This window comes from Telluria sp. ZB4P37 (assembly GCF_059685855.1).
The window spans coordinates 88037-109883 of the sequence record NZ_JCASID010000002.1; the positions used below are offsets into that span (position 1 = coordinate 88037).

Annotated in this window: 15 protein-coding genes; 5 read left to right on the plus strand and 10 right to left on the minus strand. The window is 65.8% G+C overall.

All coding sequences use genetic code 11. The features are described 5' to 3' along the window. The first annotated feature begins 204 nt into the window (after nucleotides 1-204). Entirely contained in the window at nucleotides 205-1089 is an 885-nt protein-coding gene (locus AC56K1_RS04840; protein WP_497156716.1) for an alpha/beta hydrolase, read from the plus strand. A gap of 194 nt (nucleotides 1090-1283) precedes the next feature. Here the strand turns inward: AC56K1_RS04840 and AC56K1_RS04845 are convergent, their stop codons facing one another. The 3 genes from AC56K1_RS04845 to AC56K1_RS04855 all read right to left on the minus strand — a co-directional run bounded on the left by AC56K1_RS04845 (nucleotide 1284) and on the right by AC56K1_RS04855 (nucleotide 7723). Then, on the minus strand, nucleotides 1284-3059 hold the full coding sequence (locus AC56K1_RS04845; RefSeq protein WP_497156717.1) for a DEAD/DEAH box helicase: 1776 nt from the start codon (nucleotides 3057-3059) through the stop codon (nucleotides 1284-1286). 169 nt (nucleotides 3060-3228) lie between these two features. Further along, on the minus strand, nucleotides 3229-4740 hold the full coding sequence (locus AC56K1_RS04850; RefSeq protein ID WP_497156718.1) for a tryptophan halogenase family protein: 1512 nt from the start codon (nucleotides 4738-4740) through the stop codon (nucleotides 3229-3231). A gap of 82 nt (nucleotides 4741-4822) precedes the next feature. Further along, the gene (locus AC56K1_RS04855) at nucleotides 4823-7723 is read right to left on the minus strand and encodes a TonB-dependent receptor (protein WP_497156719.1); all 2901 of its coding nucleotides are present in this window, start codon (nucleotides 7721-7723) and stop codon (nucleotides 4823-4825) included. A 533-nt stretch (nucleotides 7724-8256) separates the two neighbouring features. Between AC56K1_RS04855 and AC56K1_RS04860 the strand changes: the two genes are divergently transcribed. After that, the gene (locus AC56K1_RS04860; RefSeq protein WP_497156720.1) at nucleotides 8257-10110 is read left to right on the plus strand and encodes a glycoside hydrolase family 13 protein; all 1854 of its coding nucleotides are present in this window, start codon (nucleotides 8257-8259) and stop codon (nucleotides 10108-10110) included. Nucleotides 10111-10292: 182 nt separating this feature from the next. Here the strand turns inward: AC56K1_RS04860 and AC56K1_RS04865 are convergent, their stop codons facing one another. From AC56K1_RS04865 to AC56K1_RS04880, 4 genes are all read right to left on the minus strand, one after another. Further along, nucleotides 10293-11279 (minus strand): diacylglycerol/lipid kinase family protein, encoded by a 987-nt coding sequence (locus tag AC56K1_RS04865; RefSeq protein ID WP_497156721.1) that lies wholly within the window; start codon nucleotides 11277-11279, stop codon nucleotides 10293-10295. Between the two features lie 88 nt (nucleotides 11280-11367). Next, entirely contained in the window at nucleotides 11368-11907 is a 540-nt protein-coding gene (locus tag AC56K1_RS04870; protein WP_497156722.1) for a GNAT family N-acetyltransferase, read from the minus strand. Beyond that, entirely contained in the window at nucleotides 11904-12431 is a 528-nt protein-coding gene (locus tag AC56K1_RS04875) for a GNAT family N-acetyltransferase (RefSeq protein ID WP_497156723.1), read from the minus strand. Before AC56K1_RS04875 ends, AC56K1_RS04870 begins: the two co-directional genes overlap by 4 nt. Nucleotides 12432-12495: 64 nt before the next feature. Continuing rightward, complete coding sequence (locus AC56K1_RS04880) at nucleotides 12496-13788, minus strand: amidohydrolase family protein (protein WP_497156724.1); 1293 nt, start codon at nucleotides 13786-13788, stop codon at nucleotides 12496-12498. A gap of 210 nt (nucleotides 13789-13998) precedes the next feature. On the opposite strand from AC56K1_RS04880, the gene AC56K1_RS04885 reads away from it, so the two are divergent. The 3 genes from AC56K1_RS04885 (at nucleotide 13999) to AC56K1_RS04895 (ending at nucleotide 18395) form a co-directional block, all read left to right on the plus strand. After that, complete coding sequence (locus tag AC56K1_RS04885; RefSeq protein ID WP_497156725.1) at nucleotides 13999-14733, plus strand: phasin family protein; 735 nt, start codon at nucleotides 13999-14001, stop codon at nucleotides 14731-14733. Between the two features lie 112 nt (nucleotides 14734-14845). Further along, complete coding sequence (locus AC56K1_RS04890; RefSeq protein WP_497156726.1) at nucleotides 14846-16597, plus strand: ABC transporter ATP-binding protein; 1752 nt, start codon at nucleotides 14846-14848, stop codon at nucleotides 16595-16597. Between the two features lie 40 nt (nucleotides 16598-16637). Further along, nucleotides 16638-18395 carry an ABC transporter ATP-binding protein gene (locus AC56K1_RS04895; RefSeq protein ID WP_497157168.1) on the plus strand — a complete coding sequence of 586 codons (1758 nt, stop codon included), beginning with the start codon at nucleotides 16638-16640 and terminating at the stop codon, nucleotides 18393-18395. A gap of 83 nt (nucleotides 18396-18478) precedes the next feature. On the opposite strand, the gene AC56K1_RS04900 is transcribed toward AC56K1_RS04895, so the two are convergent. The 3 genes from AC56K1_RS04900 to AC56K1_RS04910 form a co-directional block, all read right to left on the minus strand. Next, nucleotides 18479-19228: a DUF2243 domain-containing protein gene (locus tag AC56K1_RS04900; RefSeq protein ID WP_497156727.1), complete on the minus strand. Its 750-nt coding sequence runs from the start codon at nucleotides 19226-19228 to the stop codon at nucleotides 18479-18481. Nucleotides 19229-19312: 84 nt separating this feature from the next. Next, nucleotides 19313-20878, minus strand: coding sequence for a hypothetical protein (locus AC56K1_RS04905; protein ID WP_497156728.1), 1566 nt, complete (start codon nucleotides 20876-20878; stop codon nucleotides 19313-19315). After that, nucleotides 20875-21744 carry an ABC transporter ATP-binding protein gene (locus AC56K1_RS04910; RefSeq protein ID WP_497156729.1) on the minus strand — a complete coding sequence of 290 codons (870 nt, stop codon included), beginning with the start codon at nucleotides 21742-21744 and terminating at the stop codon, nucleotides 20875-20877. Before AC56K1_RS04910 ends, AC56K1_RS04905 begins: the two co-directional genes overlap by 4 nt. Between the last annotated feature and the right edge of the window lie 103 nt (nucleotides 21745-21847).

The following is a 21847-nucleotide window of genomic DNA, read 5'->3' on the forward strand; positions in this document are numbered from 1 at the left end:
CCAATCTGGCCCGAAAGGATGCCGGGCTCTCGTGTGATGTCGGCAGGCTGAAGTGGTACAGCCTACTCAAAGCTGTAGCAAAATAACATGGGGATTTATGGGTGTCAATCGAAGAGCTCTCATAGTAGAATCGCCACAACACCGAGGTCGAAATGGCCCGCTTCTGTAGTCAAACAACAGAATATTTTAACCAGGAGACAATCTATGCGCCTGCTTTGCCGCCCTACCCTTACCCTCTTGTTCGCAGCTGGCCTGTGCCTGCCGGCCGCCGCCGCCGACAAGGCGGTCGAGGCGCCCAAGGCTTCGACCGCCCTGCCCGGCGTGAGCCTGCTGGGAGAACCGCTGGAGATGGCGGGCCTGAACCGCAAGCGCCAGGTGCGGCTCTACCTGCCACCCGGCTATGCCACGTCGGCCAAGCGCTACCCGGTACTCTACATGCACGACGGCCAGAATCTGTTCGACACCGCCACCGCCTATGCGGGCGAATGGAAGGTCGATGAGACCCTGGACGCGCTGGCGAAGGAAGGCAAGCTGGAACTGATCGTGGTCGGCATCGACAACGGCGGCGACAAGCGCATGACGGAACTCAACGCCTGGAACAGCGAACGCTTTGGCGCCGCCGAGGGCCGCGAATACATGGACTTCATTGTGAAAACCTTGAAGCCCCTGATCGACAAGCGTTACCGCACCTTGTCCGGCCGCGAGCACACCGCCATCATGGGCAGCTCGATGGGCGGCCTGGCCTCGCATTACGCGCTGGCGCAGTATCCCGACGTATTCGGCAAGGCCGGCGTGTTCTCGCCGGCTTACTGGACGGCGCAAGCCTCGTTCGGCTTCGTGGCAGCCAAGCCGATGCCGAAAAACGCGCGGGTGTTCATGCTGATGGGCGAGAAGGAAGGCCCGGGAATGGTGGCGGACGTCAAGCGCATGGCGGAGGTGGTGCAAAAGACCGGGCATCCGGCGGCCAACACGGTGCTGAAGATCGTGCCGGGGGCGGAGCACAACGAGAAGTTCTGGTCGGGGGAGTTGCGCGAGGCGCTGCTGTGGATGTTTGCGGCTGAAACGACAAAGGTCGCGAGCAGTAAGTAATGCGGAGGCGCTTAGCGAACGCTGAGCAGCCCTTGACCAAACCAACACTGTTAACCCGTCGTCCCGGCGCAGGCCGGGACCCAATTTCGCGAGCGCGGTAGTGAGCATTAACCATTACCACTGCGCGTAAAACTCAGGTTCCGGCCTTCGCCGGAACGACGTTCATACGTGCGTAACCGGAGTTACAGTACCGATCAGCCTTTGCGATGCGGCTTCTTGGTGCCGACCTTCGTAAACGACTTCTTCTTTTCCGACGGCTTGGCCGGCTCTTCACCATCGCGCGTGATGTTCAGCTGCTGCCCTGCCACCCACACGGTCTTCAGGTGGCTGACCAGATCCGGCGGCATGTCGTCCGGCAGGTCGAGCGTACTGAAATCGTCATAGATCTCGATGCGGCCGATGTACTTCGACGGGATGTTGGCTTCATTGGCGATCGCGCCGACGATGTTGCCCGGCTTGACGCCGTGCTGGTGGCCGACTTCGATGCGGAAGGTCGCCATGCCCGGCTCGGACTCGCGCGGCGTGCGCTCTTTCTTGAACGACGAGGCTTCGCGCGGCTCGCGCGCTTCACGCGGCGGGCGTGCAGGACGGTCTTCCCAGGTGCCGGACGCTTCGCGTGGCGCGAATTCCGCACGCGGCTCGCGGTCAGGGCGCTCGATCAGCAGCGGCACGTCGCCACGGCCCAGCTTTGCCAGCGCGGCGGCGATGTCGACCGCCGGCACGTTCTGCTCGCGCTCGTATTCCTCGATCAGCGAACGGAACTGCTCCAGGCCGCCGGCGGCCAGCACCTCGGTGATCTGGTCCTTGAACTTGGCGATACGCACGTCGTTCACCGCCTTGACGGTCGGCAGCGTCAGTTGCGACACCGGCTGGCGCGTGGCGCGTTCGATCGCTTTCAACAGGCTGCGCTCGCGCGGGGTGATGAACAGGATCGCGTCGCCGCTGCGGCCGGCACGGCCGGTACGGCCGATGCGGTGGGTATAGCTTTCCGGGTCCGACGGCACGTCGTAGTTGATCACGTGGCTGATGCGCTCGACGTCGAGGCCGCGCGCGGCGACGTCGGTCGCCACCAGGATGTCGATCTTGCCGTTCTTGAGCTGCTCGATGGTGCGTTCGCGCGCCTGCTGGGCCATGTCGCCGTTGATGGCGACGGCAGCGAAACCGCGCGCCTGCAGCTTGATCGCCAGTTCTTCGGTACCGAGCTTGGTGCGGGCGAAGATGATCATGCCGTCGAACGGCTCGGCTTCGAGGATGCGGGTCAGCGCCTCGAGCTTCTGCATCCCCGATACCAGCCAGTAGCGCTGGGTGATGTTCTCGGCGGTGCCGGTCTTGGCGGCGACCGTGACTTCCTGCGGGTCGCGCAGGTAGGTCTTGGCGATGCGCTTGATCGCCGGCGGCATGGTGGCCGAGAACAGCGTGGTCTGGCGCTCGGACGGGGTCTTTTTCAGGATCTGCTCGACATCGTCGATAAAGCCCATGCGCAGCATCTCGTCGGCTTCGTCCAGCACCAGGGTCTTGAGCTTGGAGAGGTCGAGCGAGCCTTTCTCGAGGTGGTCGATCACGCGGCCCGGAGTGCCGACGATGACGTGCACGCCGCGGCGCAGCGCCTGCAGCTGCGGGCCGTAGCTCTGGCCGCCGTAGATCGGCAGTACGTGGAAGCCCTTGATGTGGGCGGCGTAGGTCTGGAAGGCCTCGGCCACCTGGATCGCCAGCTCGCGCGTCGGCGCCAGCACCAGCGCCTGGGGCGTCATCTGCTTGATGTCGATGTTCGACAGGATCGGCAGCGCGAAGGCCGCGGTCTTGCCGGTGCCGGTCTGCGCCTGCCCGAGTACGTCACGGTTGGCCAGCAGCAGCGGGATGGTTGCAGCCTGGATCGGCGACGGCGCTTCGTAGCCGACATCTTTCAGCGCCTTGAGTACGGGCGCGGAGAGATTCAGGTCGGAAAACGTCGGGAGGGGGGTGTCTGACATAGAAAACTTTCGAAAACGATACTAAACCGCCAGTTTACTCTTTTGGAGCAAGGGGGCGGACACAATTTGGAACGGCGGGGGTGTTGGGTGGCGGGACAACCCGCCCGTCCCATGAAAAAACGGCCCCATGCACCTTTGCGCACGGGGCCGCGAATGATACAGGTTAATGCTACATTTTTTTGGCCGGGCACATTTTGGCAATGTACTCGTTGTGCGTCGGCATCACCTTCACGCATTGGGCGATCACGCTGCGCACGCTTTCCAGGTAGTCGGCAATGTCGGCTTCCGACTGGGTGTCGGCCAGCGGGTGGTAGCCGTCGATCGGCATGTTCTGCCCTTCCAGCACCTGGATCCAGCCGACTTCCGAAAACAGCTCGTTGTCGACCCGGACCACGCGCCCGTGCGAGCGGTACATGTCCATCTTGCGCTGCAAGGTTTCGGGAATGGCCATATTGGCGCATTCCGTCCAGTAGGCCGAATCGGTCCGCTGGTTCAGCTTGTAGTGCAGGATGATGAAGTCGCGGATACGCTCGTACTCGAAGCGCGACTGGCGGTTGAATTCATCGCGGTCCACGCTGCTGAAGCGGCGGTCCGGGAAGAAGTCGATCAGGCGCTGGATCGTCGACTGGATCAGGTGGATGCTGGTCGATTCGATCGGCTCCAGGAAGCCGCCCGCCAGGCCGACGGCAATCACGTTGCGATTCCAGGCCTGCTTGCGCATGCCGGTCTGGAACTTGATCAGGCGCGGCTCGGCCAGCGCCTTGCCGTCCAGGTTCGCCAGCAGCGTGCTTGCTGCTTCGTCGTCGCTGATGAAGCGGCTGCAGTAGACGTGGCCGTTGCCGGTGCGGTGCTGCAGCGGGATGCGCCACTGCCAGCCCGACCCGTGCGCGGTGGCGCGGGTGTAGGGCGTCATGGCGGCCACCGACTCGCAGGGCACGGCGAGGGCGCGGTCGCTTGGTAACCAGCCGCTCCAGTCTTCGTAGCCGGTCTGCAGCGTTTGCTCGATCAGGAGGCCGCGGAAGCCCGAGCAGTCGATGAACAGCTCGCCCTCGACCCGCTCGCCGCTCTCCAGCACCACCGCGTCGATGAAGCCGTCGCCTTCGCGCTGGATCGCGCGCGTGATCTTGCCTTCGATGCGGATCACGCCGCGCGCTTCGGCCAGCTTGCGCAGGTAGCGCGCATACAGGCTGGCGTCGAAGTGGTAGGCGTAGGCGATGTCGCGCAGCGGCGAATTGGGCACGTCGTGCCGGGCCGGCATGAACTTGTTGGCCTTGGCGGCCATGCGCGAGATCGAGTACTCCTCGAGCGGCGCGGCCTTGCCTGCGCGGCGCATCTTCTGCCAGTACTGGTCGAAGGGCACCGTGGCCAGGTCCTGGCCCAGGCGTCCGAAGCCGTGCATGTAGCGCTCGCCCGCCTTGCCCCAGTTGACGAACTCCACCCCGAGCTTGAAGCTGCCCTGGGTCTCGCGCATGAACTCGTGCTCGTCGATGCCGAGCACGCGGTTGAAGCGCTGGATCATCGGAATGGTCGCTTCGCCGACGCCGACGATGCCGATCTCGTCGGATTCGACGAGACGGATGTTGTAGCGGCCATTGAGCATGGTCGCCAGCGCCGCCGCGGTCATCCAGCCGGCGGTGCCGCCGCCGACGATGACGAGGTCTTTGAGTGGTTCAGTGTTCATGTGCTTAGCCAGTGAAACGAAAAACAACCCCTGGCAGGCGGTGCCTGGCAGGGGTTGATACTGTACCGCAGTTCAGCTCAGCTTAGAACTTGTAGCTGGCGCCAAAGTGGTAGGTACGGCCGTAGTCGCGACGGTTCGATGGATTCTCTTCGTCCGTGGTGTACTCGAGGAACGGTGCGTTGTTCCAGTTCTGCGCCTGGGCATACAGGCTCACGCCCTTCAGCCAGCCCGACTGGATCTCGTACGACGCCTGCAGGTCAACGATGGTCTCACCCTTGATGAAGGTCAGCTGTGCGTTGTCCTGGAAGTCCGACACCTGGCCCAGGAAGCTCGAACGCTTGCGCGCTGCGGCGGCGATCTGGAAGCCATTCTTCTCGTAGTACAGGCGCAGGTTGGTCACCTTGCGCGACAGGCCCGGCAGCGGGATGCTGGTCAGGTCGCCGTTCACGTTGGCAAAGCCCGTTTCCGGCAGGTTGACGTTGCTCTTGGTGTCCGAGTGGTTGACCATCACGCCGAAACCGTCCAGGTAGTCGGTGAGCATCGAGAACGGCACGTTCACCGCCACTTCGAAGCCCTTCAGGTTGCCGCCATCGCCGTTGACCGGCTGGTTGAGCAGGCCCACGGTCGAACCGGCGTAAGGGCCGGTCCGCGGCAGCGGGGTCGTCGGGGTGACGAACGGGCCGAAATCAAAGGCGCGCGGCACACGGATGATGTAGCTGTCGAGCTTCTTGTAGAAGTAAGCGGCGCTGATGTAGCCCTTGTTGCCGAAGTACTTCTCATATGACAGGTCGAAGGCCTTGGCGCGGAACGGCTTGAGCTGCGGATTGCCGGCGCCGCCGGTCAGGATCGACACGCCCTGGGTCGCCAGGCCGAAGTTGCCGCCGGCACGCAGGTCGTCCAGGTTGGCACGCGAAACCACCTTGGCCATGCCCAGGCGTACCTTCTGCTCGTTCTTCAGGTCGAACGCCACGTTCATGCTCGGCAGGACATCCCAGTAGCTGTCGCCTTCGCTCACGCGTTGCGCCGGGCAGGTCTGGGCGGTATTGCCGGTGCAACGCGCCTTGTCGATGACGAAGCCGCCGCCGGTCTGGTTGGTGTGGATCGCCTGCAGGCCGACGTTGCCGCGGTAGTTCAGGCCGAACAGTTCGCCGTCCAGGTCGCCCATGACGTAGGCGGTGTTGATGCGCTCCGACACGTCCCAGAACTTGTTGTAGATGTCGGCGTCGACCTTCGGCGCCAGTTCGTACACCGTGCCGAGCGAACCGCGCGGATCCCACGACACGACGTTGAAGCCCGACGAACCTGCCTCGGCAATGTCGCTGCCCGGCACGGCCAGGGCCGCGTACGGACCGCTGCCGCCCTTGATCACCAGGCGGCCTTCGTCGCCGGTACGCGACTTGTCGCGCGAGGTGTGGTTGAAACCGAAGCTGGTGCCGACCAGCGGGCCCCATTCGACGGCCTTCTTGGCGGTCAGGCGGATCGACTTGACTTCGTCTTCGATGTAAGGCTGGGCCAGGTAGCCGGCCTGCGGCGAGGTTTCGCCGCCGGACCAGCCCATCACGTCGGTCAGGCGCGCAACGCTGCGGTCGGCGTAGTTCGAGCCCGGGGTGTACTGCACCTGGGTCACGTTGGAGCCGTTGAAATTGGCGTAGCGCAGGGTGTCCTGGGCGCGGCCGGCGATACCGGCGGTGGTTTCGTAGCGCGAGCTCAGCTTGGTCGCTTTCGACCAGGTCAGGTCGGCCGCGGTAGTCCAGTCGGCGATCTTCAGTTCGCTGTTCCAGCCGACGGTCTTCAGATCGTCCTTGGCGCCTTCGTAGTGGTTACGCACCACGCCTTTCCAGTTGCTGATGGTGCCGGTGGTGGCAACGCCGTTGGTCACGGTGGCTGCGCTCAGCACGTGCGGCAGCTCGTAGGCGCCGCCCGCGTTGTAGGCCACGCCGCCTTCGAAGCCGGTCTTCTTCTGGCCGGTTTCGCCCGACGAGTAGAACAGGTCGACGGTCGACTTGAAGTTCTTGTTTGGACGGAACTGCAGCGAGGCGAAGGCGCCGTCGCGTTCGTGCGAATCGACCACGGTGTCGTAGCCGAAGCCGCCCGGGGTGGTGACGCTGGCGCCGTTGAACGGCATGCTCGCGGTGCCCCAGGAATTGAAGGTGGTCTGGCCGCCGCCGGTTTCTTCGTAGCGGGTGAAGCCGACTGCCACGCCGATGGTGCGGTTCGCGAACTGGTCGACGTACGACAGGGTGGCGCGCTTGCCGTCGCCTTCCGGCAGGCCGTCCGGGTGCTTCACGCCGAGGCGGGTCTTCTTGTAGCTGACGGCGACGGTGCGCTTGCTGAAGTCGAGCGGCTGCACGGTGCGCAGGTCGATGGTCGAGGCCAGGCCCTGGCCGATGACGCTCGCGTCCGGGGTTTTATAGATGACGATGGAACCCATCAGTTCGGCCGGGAACAGGTCGAACTCAGGCGAACGGGAATTGCCGGTCGAGGCCATTTCGCGGCCGTTGAGCAGGGTACCGTTGAAGCTTGGCGACAGGCCGCGCACCGAGATGTCCGCTGCCTTGCCCGAGCTGCGGCCGCGCTGTGCCGACACGCCCGGCAGGCGCGAGATCGACTCGGCGACGCTCTGGTCAGGCAGCTTGCCGATGTCTTCGGCCGAAATGGCTTCGACGATCGAGCTGGAATTCTTCTTGATCGAGATGGCCGCTTCGATACCGCGGCGGATACCGGTGACCTGGACCGTGGCGACGCCAGGGGTCGCGCCCGGTGGCGTCGGCTCGGCGGCGGCAGCAGCCTGCTCGGCCGAAGCCGGTGCGGTCGCGACGCTCGAGGTGGCGTTGGTCGTCGTCGTGGTGTTGTCCTGCGCGGTCGTTTGCGCGTAGGCGCTGCCCGCGAACACCGACAGGAAGACGGCGCAGCCTGCGGCGACCGGGCTCAGTTGGAATGCAAGGCGGGCCGGAGCGCCGCGCTTGGTTGCGAAGATGTTCATGTGTCCCCTCAAAAAGACAGATTTTATTTTCTCGAAACTACAGCGCAACAGGCAGCACAGCAGCCCCAAGCCAACGGTTTAGACGTTCTGCCGAGAATTCTGTACTAAAACTAGATGCACTGTCAACGAGAGTTGCTTGTAACTACGATAATGGCATGTTTTTACAGGAGTGGGCAGAGCACACGTGTTTTGCGTTGTATTTGGGCTACAAAGATCGGGATGCGGCGTTGTAGTCGGACTACAAATGCTGCTTAGCAATACCTATTCGGGCAGCCGCGCACCACACCGGTGCATCCGTCTGCCTCAGAGCTAGAAGCCGAGCTTATAAGTCAACAAGGAAATGAAGATTACCTAATAGTAATGTGTACTTTGACTAGATCAGCCGCCTCGCGTGGTTTGTCCGCGGAGTCCCTTCTGTAGTATTCTTTGCGCAATATAACTACGCGCGGCAGTTCTCACGGCATCTAGCTGGCACATACGCTGTAGTCTGACTACGCGTCCGGAAGATGCACACGTGGGACGCCCCAGATCCCATGAGACAGCTCTTCGCCAGCATCCTCCTCGGCAGCGCCGCACTGGCTCCCGCCTGCGCCCAGCCCCCCGCCATTGCCCATATGGAGCCGCCGTTCTGGTGGGCCGGCATGCAGCACAAGGGCCTGCAGCTGATGGTGCATGGCGAGCGCATCGCCGAGCTGGAACCCTCGCTGTCCTATCCCGGCGTGCGCATCGCCAGTGTCACCCGGGTGCCCAGCAAGAACTACCTGTTCATCGACCTGGTTGTTAAAGAGGATGCGAAACCGGGCAAGTTCGAGATCCTGTTCAAGGGCACCAGGCGCCAGGCCAGCTACAGCTACCAGCTGCTCGCGCGCGAGCAGGGCTCGGCCCAGCGCGTCGGCTTCAATAGCAGCGATGCGATCTACCAGGTGATGCCGGACCGCTTCGCCAATGGCGATACGACAAACGACAGCACCCCGGACACGCTGGAAAAAGCCGACCGCGCCAACGGCTCCGGGCGTCACGGCGGCGACATCCAGGGCATCATCGACCGCCTCGACTACATCAAGGACATGGGCTTCACCCAGCTGTGGCCGACGCCGCTGGTCGAGAACAACATGCCGGCTTACTCGTACCATGGCTATGCCGCCACCGACCATTACCGCATCGACCCGCGCTACGGCAGCAATGCCGATTTCCGCCGCCTGGGCCAGGAGGCGAAGCGCCGCGGCATTGGCCTGATCCAGGACGTGGTGCTCTCGCACATCGGCAAGTCGCACTGGTGGATGAAGGACCTGCCGGCGCCGGACTGGGTCAACTACGGCAAGTTCGTGCCGACCCAGCACCACCGCACCGCCGTGCAGGATCCGTATGCATCGAAGGAAGACGCCGACAACTTCACGCGCGGCTGGTTCGTCGAGAGCATGCCCGACCTGAACCAGTCCAACCCGCTGGTGGCGAATTACCTCATCCAGAACAACATCTGGTGGATCGAGTACGCGGGCCTGTCGGGCCTGCGCATCGACACCTTCGGCTATTCGGACGGCGCCTTCCTGTCCGAGTACACGCGCCGCATCATGGCGGAATACCCGAAGCTGAACATGGTGGGCGAGGAGTGGAGCAAGCTGGTGCCGGTGGTGGCGCGCTGGCAGCGCGGCAAGCACAACTTCGACGGCTACCGCGCCTTCACCCCGAGCCTGATGGACTTCCCGGTGGCGGAAAGCCTGCGCACCGCACTGGCCGACAAGGATGGCCGCAACGTCTTCGGCGAGGTGTACGAGACGCTGTCGCTGGATTACCTGTACCCGGAGCCGGGCAACCTGGTGCTGTTCGCCGATAACCACGACATGTCGCGCATCTGGAGCGTCGTCGGCGAAGACTTCGACCGCTATCGCATGGCCCTCGTGATGCTGATGACGCTGCCGCGCATCCCCCAGTTCTACGTGGGCGACGAGATCCTGATGACCAGCGCCACGAAAGAGCGCAACGACGTCAGCTACCGCAGCGACTTCCCCGGCGGGTGGGCTGGCGACAAGGTCGATGCCTTCGCCGGCAAAGGCCTGGGCGCGCAGCAGAAGGCGGCGCAGGACCTGGTGCGCAAGCTGGCCAACTGGCGCCGTGGCCAGCCGGTCATCCACCACGGCAAGCTGATGCACTTCGGCCCGCAAGCCAACAGCTATGTGTATTTCCGCTACGACGACAACAAGAAGGTGCTGGTCGCCTTGAATGCCAATGCGAAGGAGATGGTGCTGGATACCGCGCGCTTCCGCGAAATGCTGGCGGGCGTGGCGGGCGGCGTGGATGTAGTGAGTGGCAAGCGCTTCGATTTGCGCAGCGAGTTGCGGTTGCCGGCGAAGGCGAGCGTGATCCTGGAACTGGATCCCGTCAATTAAGCTGAGCCACAGACCCGAGCGTCATTGCATACCCGTAGGGTGGGCAGGTTTTCTGCCCACGCGGTGATCGTTTCGAGTTGAAGAGCCGCAAGGGCTTCAGCACCGTAATGTGAACACGCGGGGTGATCTGGTCCAGTGGACCAGATCACAAGCCGCCCACCCTACGGACCGACCGGCCAGATTCACGCCGTCTCGGAACCAGTGTCCGGCGCGGCACGCGGCTCCTTGCGCGACGCCCCGTGCACCATCAGGTAGAGCCGCCCTTCCAGCACGCGAAATTCAAGCGGCATGTTCATCGGCTCGACCTCGCCGTCGGCCGCCACCTTCATGCGCTTGCGGCCATACACGGCCGGCGTGCGCACCGTCAGGCGCTTGAAGGCGAAGGCTTCGACGTCGGCATCGCCCAGCCGGCCCAGCGCGCCGCGCACCAGCAAGCCGATCAGGCCGAGCCTGCCCATCGGCCGCGGGGCGATGGCCACCAGCTGCCCTTCCTCCACCGCTTCGGTGAGGCCAATCATGCCGACCTGCTCGAGCTGCAATCGGTTGTTCCCGATGAACAGCGTCGTGGTGCGCAGGCGCCGCTCCTTGCCGTCGAGTTCCAGCGTGATGCGCAGGTGGCGCGCGGGGCGCAGCATGATCTTGACCGCCGAGAAAAAGGCCACCAGCCGGCTGCGCCCGTAGTGCGCCTTGTCGATTTCGCGCTCTTCGAGCAGCTTCGGGTACAGGCCGACGCTGGCGTTGACCAGGAAGACCTTGTTGTTGATCACGCCCACCTGCACCGGCCGTACGTGGGCACGCAGCAGCGCATACACGGCTTCTTCCAGGTCTTCGGGAATGCCGTGCGTGCGGCCGAAATAATTGAAGGTGCCCTGTGGGAGCACGCCGAAGGTGCAGCCGGCCAGCACCGCTTCGTGGGCCACCGTGTTGATGGTGCCGTCGCCGCCAGCCGCTACCAGGATGCCGCCGGCAGCGACGGCGCGCGCCGCCATGCTGCGCGCGATGGCCTGCAGTTCCACCGGGTCGTCGACCAGCTCGAGGTGGCAGCTGCGGCCGGCGGCGGCCAGCACGGTTTCGATGGTCGAGCGGCGCAACTCGGTTTCGGAATGCCCCGATCCGGCATTGAGGACAATGAAAAAAGGCGCGTCTGGACTCGGCTCGGTGGTCGGCATCGATGGTTTGAGGTGAATGGCATGTGGACGATGTAATAAGCTTATCGTATCACCTGCCCGGTTCCGACCGCGTTCCGCTTCCTTTTTCCTATGGCGCCAGGTCCATCATGTAAACGTTCACCCCGGGCTGGCCGGGCACCAGTACCGCGAAGCGCTCGAAGCGCATGCCCAGCTTGTGCAGCAGCCCGATCGAGGCCGCGTTCCCGGGGTCGGTGATGGCCGCCAGGCGAGTCAAGCCCAGGGTGCGCGCATGGTTGGTGACGGCCTGCGCGGCCTCGAAAGCATAGCCTTGCCCCCGGTGGCGTGCCAGGAAGGCGTAGCCGATGTCCACGTCCTGCAGCGCATCGCGCTTGACCAGGCCCGACAGCCCGATCGGCGCGCCTCCATCGAGCAGCTCCACCACGTAGAGCGAATGGCCGCGCGCGCGCTGCATTGCCACCGGTCCTTCTTCGATGGCGCGCGCCGCAGTCTCCAGCGTGCGCAGCCCGCGGTCGCCGATGTGGGCGATGAAGGCGGGGTCGTTCACGAGTTCGAGGTAGAAGGCGCAATCACCCGGGTCGGCCAGGCGCAGGCGCAGCCGAGCGGTGCGCAGGATTTCGGCGCGGCCGATCGAGGATTCGGCCATCATGCGTCCGCCGTAGGCCAGTGGTCCGGGTCTTGCAGCAGCTGGTACATCACATAGGCGTCCACATAGCCCAGCGCCTTGTGGCGGTAGGCCTTGGGCAGGGTGCCGACAATCGAGAAGCCGAGTTTTTTCCAGAGCCGCACGGCCGCGGTGTTGGTGCTCACCACATAGTTGAACTGCATGGCGAGGTAACCCTGGCGGCGCGCCTCGTCCAGGCTGTGCTCTCCCAGCATGCGGCCGATGCCGGCGCCTTGCGCCGACGGGCTGACCATGTAGGAGGCGTTGGCCACGTGATGGCCGCGCCCGACCTGGTTGCGGGTCAGGCGGTACATGCCGAGCACCCGCGAGCTGCCTGAGGTCGCGACGAAGCTGGCCACGTCGGGGCCGAGCCAGTAGGCATGGCCCGCCTCGCGCGACGTCGCAGTGGTGAACGGGTAGGTTTCGCCGGCTGCGACATGGGCACTGAAGATGCTCCATATCGCATCGAAATCATGGTCGCTGGCGGGGCGGATCTGGATGTCTTTCACGGAGCCTGTGGATACGTTACCGAAACCTGAAAGCGGTCTATTCTAGCCCGGATCGCCAGTCTCTTCACGTATCGTGCGCACCCTGCGGGACGTGGCGAAAACTCGTGGCCTCGGGCCGCCCTGGCAGGTGCAGCGTCGCCCGTGCCGACGGCGCTTCCGCGATGACCGCCCCGCGCCGGATGACGAGCCTGCGCGCCGCGCGCAGGCGGATCGCCTCCACGGTCGACCCGGCATCGAGCAGCACCAGGTCGGCCCGGCAGCCCGGCGCCAGGCCGTAGCCCTGCAAACCGAGGATGCGCGCCGGGGTCTCGGTCACCGCCAGGAAGCACTGGTGCATCGCCTCGCTGCCTGTCATCTGCGCCACGTGCAGTCCCATGTGCGCCACCTCCAGCATGTCGCCCGAGCCCATGCCGTACCACGGGTCGAGCACGCAGTCGTGGCCGAAGGCGACGTCCACGCCGGCGGCGAACAGCTCCGGCACGCGCGTCATGCCGCGCCGCTTCGGATAACTGTCATGGCGGCCCTGCAGCGTGATGTTGATCAGGGGGTTGGCGATCGCCGCCACGCCGCTCTCGGCGATCAGGGGCAGCAGCTTGCTCACGTAGTAGTTGTCCATCGAATGCATCGAGGTCAGGTGCGAGCCGGCCACCCGCCCCTGCAGGCCGAGGCGCTGGGTCTCGTAGGCCAGGGTTTCGATGTGGCGCGACATCGGGTCGTCGGTCTCGTCGCAATGCATGTCCACCCGCAGGCCTTGTTCGGCCGCGAACTCGCACAGCAGGCGCACCGATTCGGCGCCCTGCGCCATCGTGCGTTCGAAATGCGGGATCCCGCCCACCACGTCCACGCCCATCGCGATGGCGCGCTTGAGGTTCTCGAAGGCGCCCGGGCTGCGCAGGATGCCATCCTGCGGAAACGCCACCAGCTGCAGGTCGAGATAAGGCGCCACGCGCCGTTTGACTTCCAGCAGCGCTTCGACGGCCAGCAGGCGGTCGTCGCAGATGTCGACGTGGCTGCGGATCGCCAGCAGGCCGCGCGCCACCGCCCAGTCGCAATACTGCAGCGCGCGCGCGATCAGCGCCTCCTGCGCCAGCAGCGGTTTGAGTTCGCCCCACAGGCGAATGCCCTCCAGCAGGGTGCCGCTGCGGTTCACGCGCGGCAGGCCATGGCTGAGCACCGAATCCATGTGGAAGTGCGGGTCCACGAAAGGCGGGCTGACCAGGTCGCCCCCGGCATCGATCTCGCGTGCGCACTGCACGGCGAGCCGCGCCTCCACGGCGGCCACCAGGCCATCCTTGATGCCGATGTCGATGCCCCGGCTGCCGTCCGGCAGGGTGGCGTTGCGAATCACGAGATCCATGCGTGCTCTCCGTTGTGTTTTGCTGATTGTAGCGACGAATGGCCGCTTCGAGCTTGCCGGACGGGAGCCATAAGGCATGCAGGCTGCATGTGTAATGCTGCATCGCAATATTTCTGCTCAATAATATAGCAATATACCTTTGCAAGCTTGGGGAATCATGGCTACACTAGACGATATTGCAGCGCGCCATAAATGACTAAAGGAAATCATATGACTTCACTTGCAGAACAATTTTTCGCAGCAGCAGCAGCAGCAGGCAAGACCCCCTTCCCGGCGCCGTTCGCGGGCCAGCCCCTGCCCCAGCTTCCCGTCCAGATCCCGGCCCAGCTGCGAACCCAGTTCGAAACCCAGGTCAATTTCTTCCAGTCGTTCACCAAGCAGGCCTTCGACAGCGCCAGCCGCGTCGTCGCCCTGAACCTGGCCACCTCGCGCGCCTCGGTCGAACGCTCGACCCGCGCGGTGCAGGCCCTGGCCGCTTCGCGCGATCCGCGCGACGTCCTGACCCTGGGCGGCACCGCCGAAGAGCAGATGCACAGCCTGTTCGACTACAGCCGTGAACTGATGAGCATTGCCAGCAGCGTCCAGCCGTTTGCCCTCGGCGGGAAGGCGCCTGCAGCGGCAAGCCAACCGGCAGCCCCGAGCGCGAAAGCGGCTGAAGCGGTGGAAGCACCGGCGGCGGCACCAGCCGCTCCAGTCCACAGCGCATCGGCCGAGCCGGTCGTGGTGGCGGAACCGGAGCACGAGCCGGCCGTCGAACAGCTGGTCATCGACGCCGAACCGGCGCCGGTCGCCGAGCAGACCGAGATCGTCATGGCTGCCGGCCAGGGCGAGCCGCAGGCCGGCGTTGCCCCGCATCCTGCGTCTGCCCCGGTGCCAGCAGAAGATGCCAATATCCAGGTGCAGAAGCTTGCCCCGGCATCGTCTTCGTCCAAGCGCAGGAAATAAACGGCACCACGCAAGCTGGCCTCGGGCGCTGCGCCCGGCAGGCAAAACGTCTACACTAGCGGGCTTCGGCCCGCTTTGTCGTTTTTCGGGCACACCATCTCCAAGGAAGAACATGAGTCTCGCAAGGCTGATCGGCGGCTTTGTCCGTCGGCATTGGCATGCCTATGTCTCGTCGGCCTTCATGCTGGCCGGCGTCTCCATCTGCACGGTCCTGATCCCGCGTAAGGTCGGCGCCCTGATCGACGGCCTGGCCGCGCACCGGCTCGACCAGGATGCGCTGCTGCTCGGACTGGCCCAGCTGCTCGGGCTCGGCCTGGCGATCTATGTGCTGCGCGTGGCCTGGCGCATCCGCCTGTATTCGGCCGCCTACAACCTCGGCGTCGAGCTGCGCACCCGCCTCTACGCGCGCCTGGCCGCGCAAGGGCCGGCCTTCTTCGGGCGCCAGCGCACCGGCGACCTGATGGCGCTGGCCACCAACGACATCGACGCCATCGAAATGGCGGCCGGCGAAGCGATGCTGGCCGGCTTCGACGGCACCCTGACCCTCTTGATGGTCCTCGGGATCATGACCCTGGGCGTGGACTGGCGCCTGGCCAGCATCGCCCTGCTGCCCTTCCCCCTGATGGCGCTGGCCTTCTGGCGCATCTCGTCGCACATCCACACCGCCGAAGGCGATGCACTCAAACGCTTCTCGGCGCTGAACGACCACGTGCAGGAATCGCTCACCGGCGTGCGCACCCTGCGCGCGCTCGGACTGGAAGCACGCAGCGCCGCCCAGTTCAGCGAACTGGCGGGCAATGCTGCGAATGCCAGCTTGAGCGCGCAGCGCTGGGAAGCGGCCTACGAGCCGGCCGTCGGCCTGACCCTGACCGCGGCCACCGGCCTGACGCTGGGCCTGGGCGGCTACCTGGTCTGGAACAACGAACTGACCGTGGGCGCGCTGACCAGCTTCTCGATGTACCTGGGCCAGCTGATCTGGCCGATGTTCGCGGCCGGCTGGGTGCTGTCGCTGATCGAGCGCGGACGCGCGGGCCTGGCCCGCTTGCAGCCGCTGCTGGACGCGCCGCTGACGGTCGATGACAAGGGCAGGCTGCAGGAAGTCGGGCGCGGCCCGCTGGTCGTCAAGGACGTCACCTTCGCCTATGGCGAGGCGGACCGCCCGGCCCTGAGCAAGGTCTCGGTGACCATCGAGCCGGGGCAGACCCTCGGCCTGGTGGGTCCGACCGGCGCCGGCAAATCGACCCTGCTGCGCGTGCTGCTGCGCCAGGCTACGCCGCAAGAGGGCACGGTCAGCTGGGCTGGCTACCGGCTGGAGGAGTATCGATTGAGCGCGCTGCGCGCGGCCCTGAGCTGGGTGCCGCAGGAGTCCTTCCTGTTCTCGAGCACCATCGCGGAAAACATCGCGCTGGCGCGCCCCGGCGCCTCGCGCGCGGAGATCGAGCAAGCCGCGCGCATGGCCTCGATCCACGACGACATCCTGCGCTTCCCGCACGGCTACGACACGCCGGTGGGCGAAAAAGGCATCACGCTGTCGGGTGGCCAGCGCCAGCGCGTCGCGATCGCGCGTGCCCTGCTGGCCGACAGCTCGCTGCTGCTGCTCGACGACGCCCTGTCGGCGGTGGACACCGGCACCGAGACGCGCATCCTCGAGCACCTGGCCGAACTGCGGGCGGAGCGCCCCGAGCGCGCGGCCATCATCGCCAGCCACCGCCTGTCGAGCGTGGCCGCGGCCGACCGCATCGTGGTGCTGCGCGAGGGCCGCATCACGGAATCCGGCACCCACGACGAACTGTTGCTACTGGACGGCTGGTATGCAAGCCAGTGGCGCTATCAACAACTGGAGGCCAGCATCGATGCAGAGTGATGCCAACGCTGTGGACAAACCCGATACCACCGCCAGCGCCATGAAGGTCCAGGCGCAGCACGCCGCGCGCCTGCTGCGCCGCGCCGCGTACCCCGACCGCCGCTACCTGTACTGGGCCACGCTGTGGCTGGTGGTCGCTGCCGCCCTCGAAGTGGTGGGACCACTGCTCGGGAAAATGCTGATCGACGACCACCTGTTAGCGCGCAACCTGGACTGGCCGCGCATCTGGCTGCTGCTCGGCGGCCTGGTGCTCACCGGCTGGATTTCGTCCTGGATCCGCTACCTGCAGCTGATCCAACTGTCGGGCCTGGCGATGCGCTCGGTGCGGCGCCTGCGCGAATGGGTCTATGGCCACGTGCTGCGCCTGCCGATGGCTTTTTTCGACCGCGCCATCACCGGACAGCTGGTCAGCCGCGTGACCAACGATACCGAGGCGGTCAAGACCCTGTACATCCAGGTGCTGTTCGTGATGCTCGACTCGAGCATCGTGCTGGTCGGGACCCTGGTGGCGATGGCCTGGCTCGACTGGCGCCTGATGCTGGTGGTGCTGGCGCTGGTGCCGGCGGTGGTCGGCATCGTCTGGCTCTACCAGCGCCTGTCGGCGCCGGCGGTCACGCGTGCGCGCGCCCTGCGCAGCGACATCAATGGCCAGATGGCCGAATCGATCGGCGGCATGAGCGTGCTCCAGGCCAGCAATGCCGAAGGGCGCTTTGGCGAGCGCTTCCTGGCCACCAACCGCGCCCACCGTACCGCGCGCCTGGCCGAACTCAAGGCCAATGCCTTCCTGCTGCGCCCCGCGCTCGACCTGCTCAACGTGGTGCTGCTCACCATCGTGATTTTTGGTTTCGGCCGGCGCGAAATGAATGCCGTCGAAGTCGGCGTGCTGTACGCCTTCATCAGCTATATCGCGCGGGTGGTCGAGCCGCTCATCCAGATCACGATGCAGTTCAGCGGCCTGCAGCAGGCGGTGGTCGCGACCGCGCGCGTGGAGGCGCTGCTCGATGAAACCGGCGCGGCCGAACATGCCACGGGCCGTATTGGCAACGACACGGCTTTTGATTCGCAAGCGCCGGCGGTGCGCGTGCGCGGACTGAACTTCGGCTACATCGACGGCCAGCCCGTGCTGCACGACTTGTCGCTGGACGTGCCGCAGGGCGCGTTCTTCGGCATCGTCGGCCACACCGGCAGCGGCAAGTCCACCCTGCTCTCGCTGCTGCTGCGCTACTACACGCCGAACGAGGGCAGCATCGATATCAGCGGACTGCCGCTGGCCTCGATCGGCAACGAGCGCTTCCGCAACGAAGTGGGCCTGGTGCCGCAAGACCCGTTCATCCTGGCCGCCACCGCGCGCGAGAACATCGACATGGGCCGCGGTCTGCCGCCCGAGCGCATCGAAGCGGCAGCGCGGGCGGCGCATGCGCACGGCTTCATCTCCCTGCTCGAACAGGGCTACGACACCCAGCTGGGCGAAGGCGGCTCGCGCCTGTCCTCGGGCCAGAAGCAGCTGATGGCGATCGCCCGCGCGCTGGCGGGCGAGCCGCGCATCCTGCTGCTCGACGAAGCGACCTCGCGCATCGACAGCGCCACCGAACAGATCGTGCAGGAAGCCCTGGAAGAATTGCGCGGCAAGGTGACCATCATCGCGATCGCGCACCGCTTGTCGACCATCCGCGCGGCCGATCGCATCATCGTGCTGAACCACGGCCGCATCACGGAAGCCGGCGCGCACGAAGAGCTGATGCGCATCGCGGGCGGCTTGTACCAGCGGCTGTATCTGCTGCAGCAGATTGCGGTGTGAGATCAGGCTTCATGCGGCACCGCAGTTCGCGACCTCTGTCCGCCGTTCCGGCGACGGTTTTGCGGCTGACAATGAATTCAGGCTCATGAACGGCTCCAGTTGAAGCACCCCGCCGGCACGCCCGCCCCGCTGACCAGAAGAGCGCCGTGCCGGTAGAAATCCCAGCGCCGCTCCTCTGGCACGGCAACCACCACCACCCCCATCGCCCGGTCGCTCCAGACCAGGCGCGCGTCCACCGCGTCGAGCGCCGCAAAGACTTCACCCGGCCCGACGCCGGGCGCGAATACCACGGTGGCGAATCCGGTTTGCGCAGGCGGCAGTAGCGCCCAGGCTCCCGCACCGGAGGTGACGGCGGCCAGCACCAGCATGGCGGCGGCGCCATTCAATCCACCGCCACCCTTGCGCCGCAGGCGCAGTCCCAGCGCGAGCGGCAAGAGGCCGAACAGGGCCAGCCAGAGCAAATCCCACAGCAACGGGTGGGCGCTGTCGACGCGAATGCGATGGATCTGCAGCAGCCAGTGCGAGAGCACCGAATCGACGATATGCCATACCCCGAAACCCACCAGCACCGCCCCCACCAGCGGCCAGCCCCCGGTGTTGGCGCCGCGAAGGTAGAGGCGCCACAAGCCGGTCAGGGCGGCTAGCGCGATCGCATACATCAGCGCGTGAAAAAAGCCGTCCCACAGCACCTGCAGGCGCAGGTCGTCCATGCCGGGAACCAGGCTGAGCAGGTGATGCCACTGGAGGATCTGGTGCAGCAAGATGCCGTCGAAGAAGCCGCCGAGCGCGAAACCCAGCGCGGCGGCCCAGAGGGCCAACGGTGTTTTCCACATCGCAATCACCTCGCGTCAGCAGCAGGAGCGGCCCAGTATAACCGGGCCGTTTTCGACGCGAAGGCACCATTCGCAAAGGAACGGTCAGCTGCGCCGGCTCCACAGCATTCCTGTCGCCAGCGCCAGCAGGGCGGCCACGAGGAAGAAAGTCGCAGACTGCAGGTTCGCCGCCCCGTGGAAACCGACGACGTCCAGCATCGGCATTCCCTTGGCATTGATCATGACATAGAGTCCGAACAGGAACAGGCCGAGGAACAGGCGCGGCGTGCGGCTCAGTGCTCCCAGCAAGGCGGCGAAGCCCGACAGCGCCAGGACCCCGGCGACGACGGCCAATGCGCGCACCGGTTCGTCGACGCTCCAGCGCAGGGCAACTGTCCCCGTGAACAAGGCGCCGAGCAGCGCGGATGCTGTCCACTGGCGCAGGAAGCGCCGGCCGGCGCCACCCGCCACGGCAGCGGTGAGGCCGTCGCAGGCGGCACCGAAATCGCGGGTGCTGCTTTCGCTGCAGAGGATGCCCCACCAGGCGACCGCGACGGCCAGCAATCCGGGCAGCACCTCGGCCGGCAGCACCAGGGCGCCCGGGATGCTCAGGGCGATGGCCAGGATGGCGCTCGGCGCGGTGCCCAAGGCCAGGCCAAGGTCGGCCAGTACCTGTCCCGGGGTGCCAGGGACGCGCGCGGCCAGCCGCATCAGCGGTTGCACGATGCGGGCAAGCGGCCGCAGCCAGCCGTTGAGCACTGCCAGCGGCGAACGGCGCTGGCGCGCCTTGCCGGCCTTGACCCGGTCCGGCGAGAAGCGGTGGAACAGCAAGACCGCCGGCACCAGCGGCGCCAGCGCCAGCAGGCAGGACAGCAGGCGCCCGCCGGCGTGCGAACCGTTCCACAGCCATTGCGGCAGGGTATGGGGCGGCAGCGCGGCATTGAAGTTCATGGCCCCGATGCCAACGCTGTCCGTGCTCAGGTGAAGCCGCGTCGCTTCCATGGCCTGGGCCATGCCGGTGAAGTCGAGGATGGCCAGCGCGGGCGACGCGCCTGCTTCCTCGATGATCCCGCCGAGGGAGAGCATCGCGGTCCAGACGAAGAAATACAGGATGTCGCCGCCCTTGCCCATCAGCGGCGCCCAGCTGTCGCACAGCACCGCGCAACTGGCAGCGAACAGCACCATCGGCAGCAGCAGCACGCAATAGGTTTGCAGGTAGACGGGCAGCTGGACCGGCCCTTCGCCGCGCAGCAGGTGCAGCGCGAGGATGGTCAGCATGAAGGCGCCAAGCAGGATCAGCAGGCCGCCAACGGCCCCGAGCCAGCGGCTGGCCACGAGCACCAGGTTGCCGGCGGGCGTGGCGCCCACCACCCCGCCGATGCCGCTGCGCAGGTCTTCGCCGGTGCGCCCGCGCGCCAGGTAGAAACCGGCCAGCGAGAACAGCAGGCCGGCCAGCGTGGCGCTGCCCAGCGCCAGCGCGGAACTGGTGTACAGCACCCGCGCGTCCTCCACGATCAAAAGGGTCCTGCCGCTGGCCGGATCTTCGATCATGGCCCAGCTGATGGCGGCGATCACCAGCACAGCCATCAGGGTCGACATGCGGCGCATGCGCAGCCGCACTTCGTTCGCGGCCAGCACACCCACCATGCGCCAGGGGATCTGCTGCATCATGCTGCCTCCACCTGCAGGGCGTAGCGCTGCGCCATCAGCGCTTCTTCCAGGCTCGGCTCGGCCTCGCGCGCGCCAAGGCAAGGCAGCTCGGGGTGGGCGATGCGCAGCGCCATGCGTTCGCCCTGGCGCTGGGCCTGCAGCACATGCACGCGCTCACGCAGCGCCGCGTAATCGTGTTCGGCGACGTTCGCCGTCCAGACCTGGCCGCGGGCGCGCTGCAGAATCGCTTCCGGCGTTTCGTGGGCCACCAGCCGGCCGGAACGCATGATGGCCAGTTCGGTCGCAATGCTCTCGACGTCCGACACGATATGGGTGGACAGCAGCACCAGCTTGCCGTAACCCAGCTCCGCCAGCAGGTTGCGAAAACGCAGGCGCTCTTCCGGGTCCAGGCCGGCGGTGGGCTCGTCGACCACCAGGATGTCCGGATCGTTCAGCAGCGCCTGGGCGATCCCGAGACGGCGCTTCATGCCGCCCGAGAACGAGGCCGCCGGCCGGTGGGCCTGGTCGTGCAGGTTCACCAGTTCCAGCAGGCGCCGGATGCGCGCGGGGTCGCGCATGCCCTTGAGCGCGGCGAAATACTGCATGAATTCGAGCGCGCTCAGGTTCGGGTAGACGCCGAAATCCTGCGGCAGGTAACCCAGGCGGCGCCGCATCGCGTCGGGCTTGGCGACGATATCGACGCCGTCGAACAGGATCTGGCCGCGCGTAGGGCGGCTCAAGGTGGCGATCATCTGCATCAGGGTGGACTTGCCCGCGCCATTGTGGCCGATCAGGCCGACCACGCCATGCCCGAGGGTCAGCGACAAGTCGTCCACTGCCTTGAGCTCCTTGCCAAATTGTTTGGTGACGCCGCGCAGTTCGAGCATGCCGTTCTCCTTAGTAAATATTGCCGTAACTTTAAGTAGATCGCCTCCGGACGGCCAGCGGTTTGCGACAGGAGGTCGAAAATGCGGGACGGGAGCCAGCGGG

Coding starts and splice junctions, on each gene's coding strand:
- AC56K1_RS04840 (WP_497156716.1), top strand. CDS start 205: ATGCGCCTGCTTTGCCGCCCTACCCTTACCCTCTTGTTCGCAGCTGGC.
- AC56K1_RS04845 (WP_497156717.1), bottom strand. CDS start 3,059: ATGTCAGACACCCCCCTCCCGACGTTTTCCGACCTGAATCTCTCCGCG.
- AC56K1_RS04850 (WP_497156718.1), bottom strand. CDS start 4,740: ATGAACACTGAACCACTCAAAGACCTCGTCATCGTCGGCGGCGGCACC.
- AC56K1_RS04855 (WP_497156719.1), bottom strand. CDS start 7,723: ATGAACATCTTCGCAACCAAGCGCGGCGCTCCGGCCCGCCTTGCATTC.
- AC56K1_RS04860 (WP_497156720.1), top strand. CDS start 8,257: ATGAGACAGCTCTTCGCCAGCATCCTCCTCGGCAGCGCCGCACTGGCT.
- AC56K1_RS04865 (WP_497156721.1), bottom strand. CDS start 11,279: ATGCCGACCACCGAGCCGAGTCCAGACGCGCCTTTTTTCATTGTCCTC.
- AC56K1_RS04870 (WP_497156722.1), bottom strand. CDS start 11,907: ATGATGGCCGAATCCTCGATCGGCCGCGCCGAAATCCTGCGCACCGCT.
- AC56K1_RS04880 (WP_497156724.1), bottom strand. CDS start 13,788: ATGGATCTCGTGATTCGCAACGCCACCCTGCCGGACGGCAGCCGGGGC.
- AC56K1_RS04885 (WP_497156725.1), top strand. CDS start 13,999: ATGACTTCACTTGCAGAACAATTTTTCGCAGCAGCAGCAGCAGCAGGC.
- AC56K1_RS04890 (WP_497156726.1), top strand. CDS start 14,846: ATGAGTCTCGCAAGGCTGATCGGCGGCTTTGTCCGTCGGCATTGGCAT.
- AC56K1_RS04895 (WP_497157168.1), top strand. CDS start 16,638: ATGAAGGTCCAGGCGCAGCACGCCGCGCGCCTGCTGCGCCGCGCCGCG.
- AC56K1_RS04900 (WP_497156727.1), bottom strand. CDS start 19,228: ATGTGGAAAACACCGTTGGCCCTCTGGGCCGCCGCGCTGGGTTTCGCG.
- AC56K1_RS04905 (WP_497156728.1), bottom strand. CDS start 20,878: ATGATGCAGCAGATCCCCTGGCGCATGGTGGGTGTGCTGGCCGCGAAC.
- AC56K1_RS04910 (WP_497156729.1), bottom strand. CDS start 21,744: ATGCTCGAACTGCGCGGCGTCACCAAACAATTTGGCAAGGAGCTCAAG.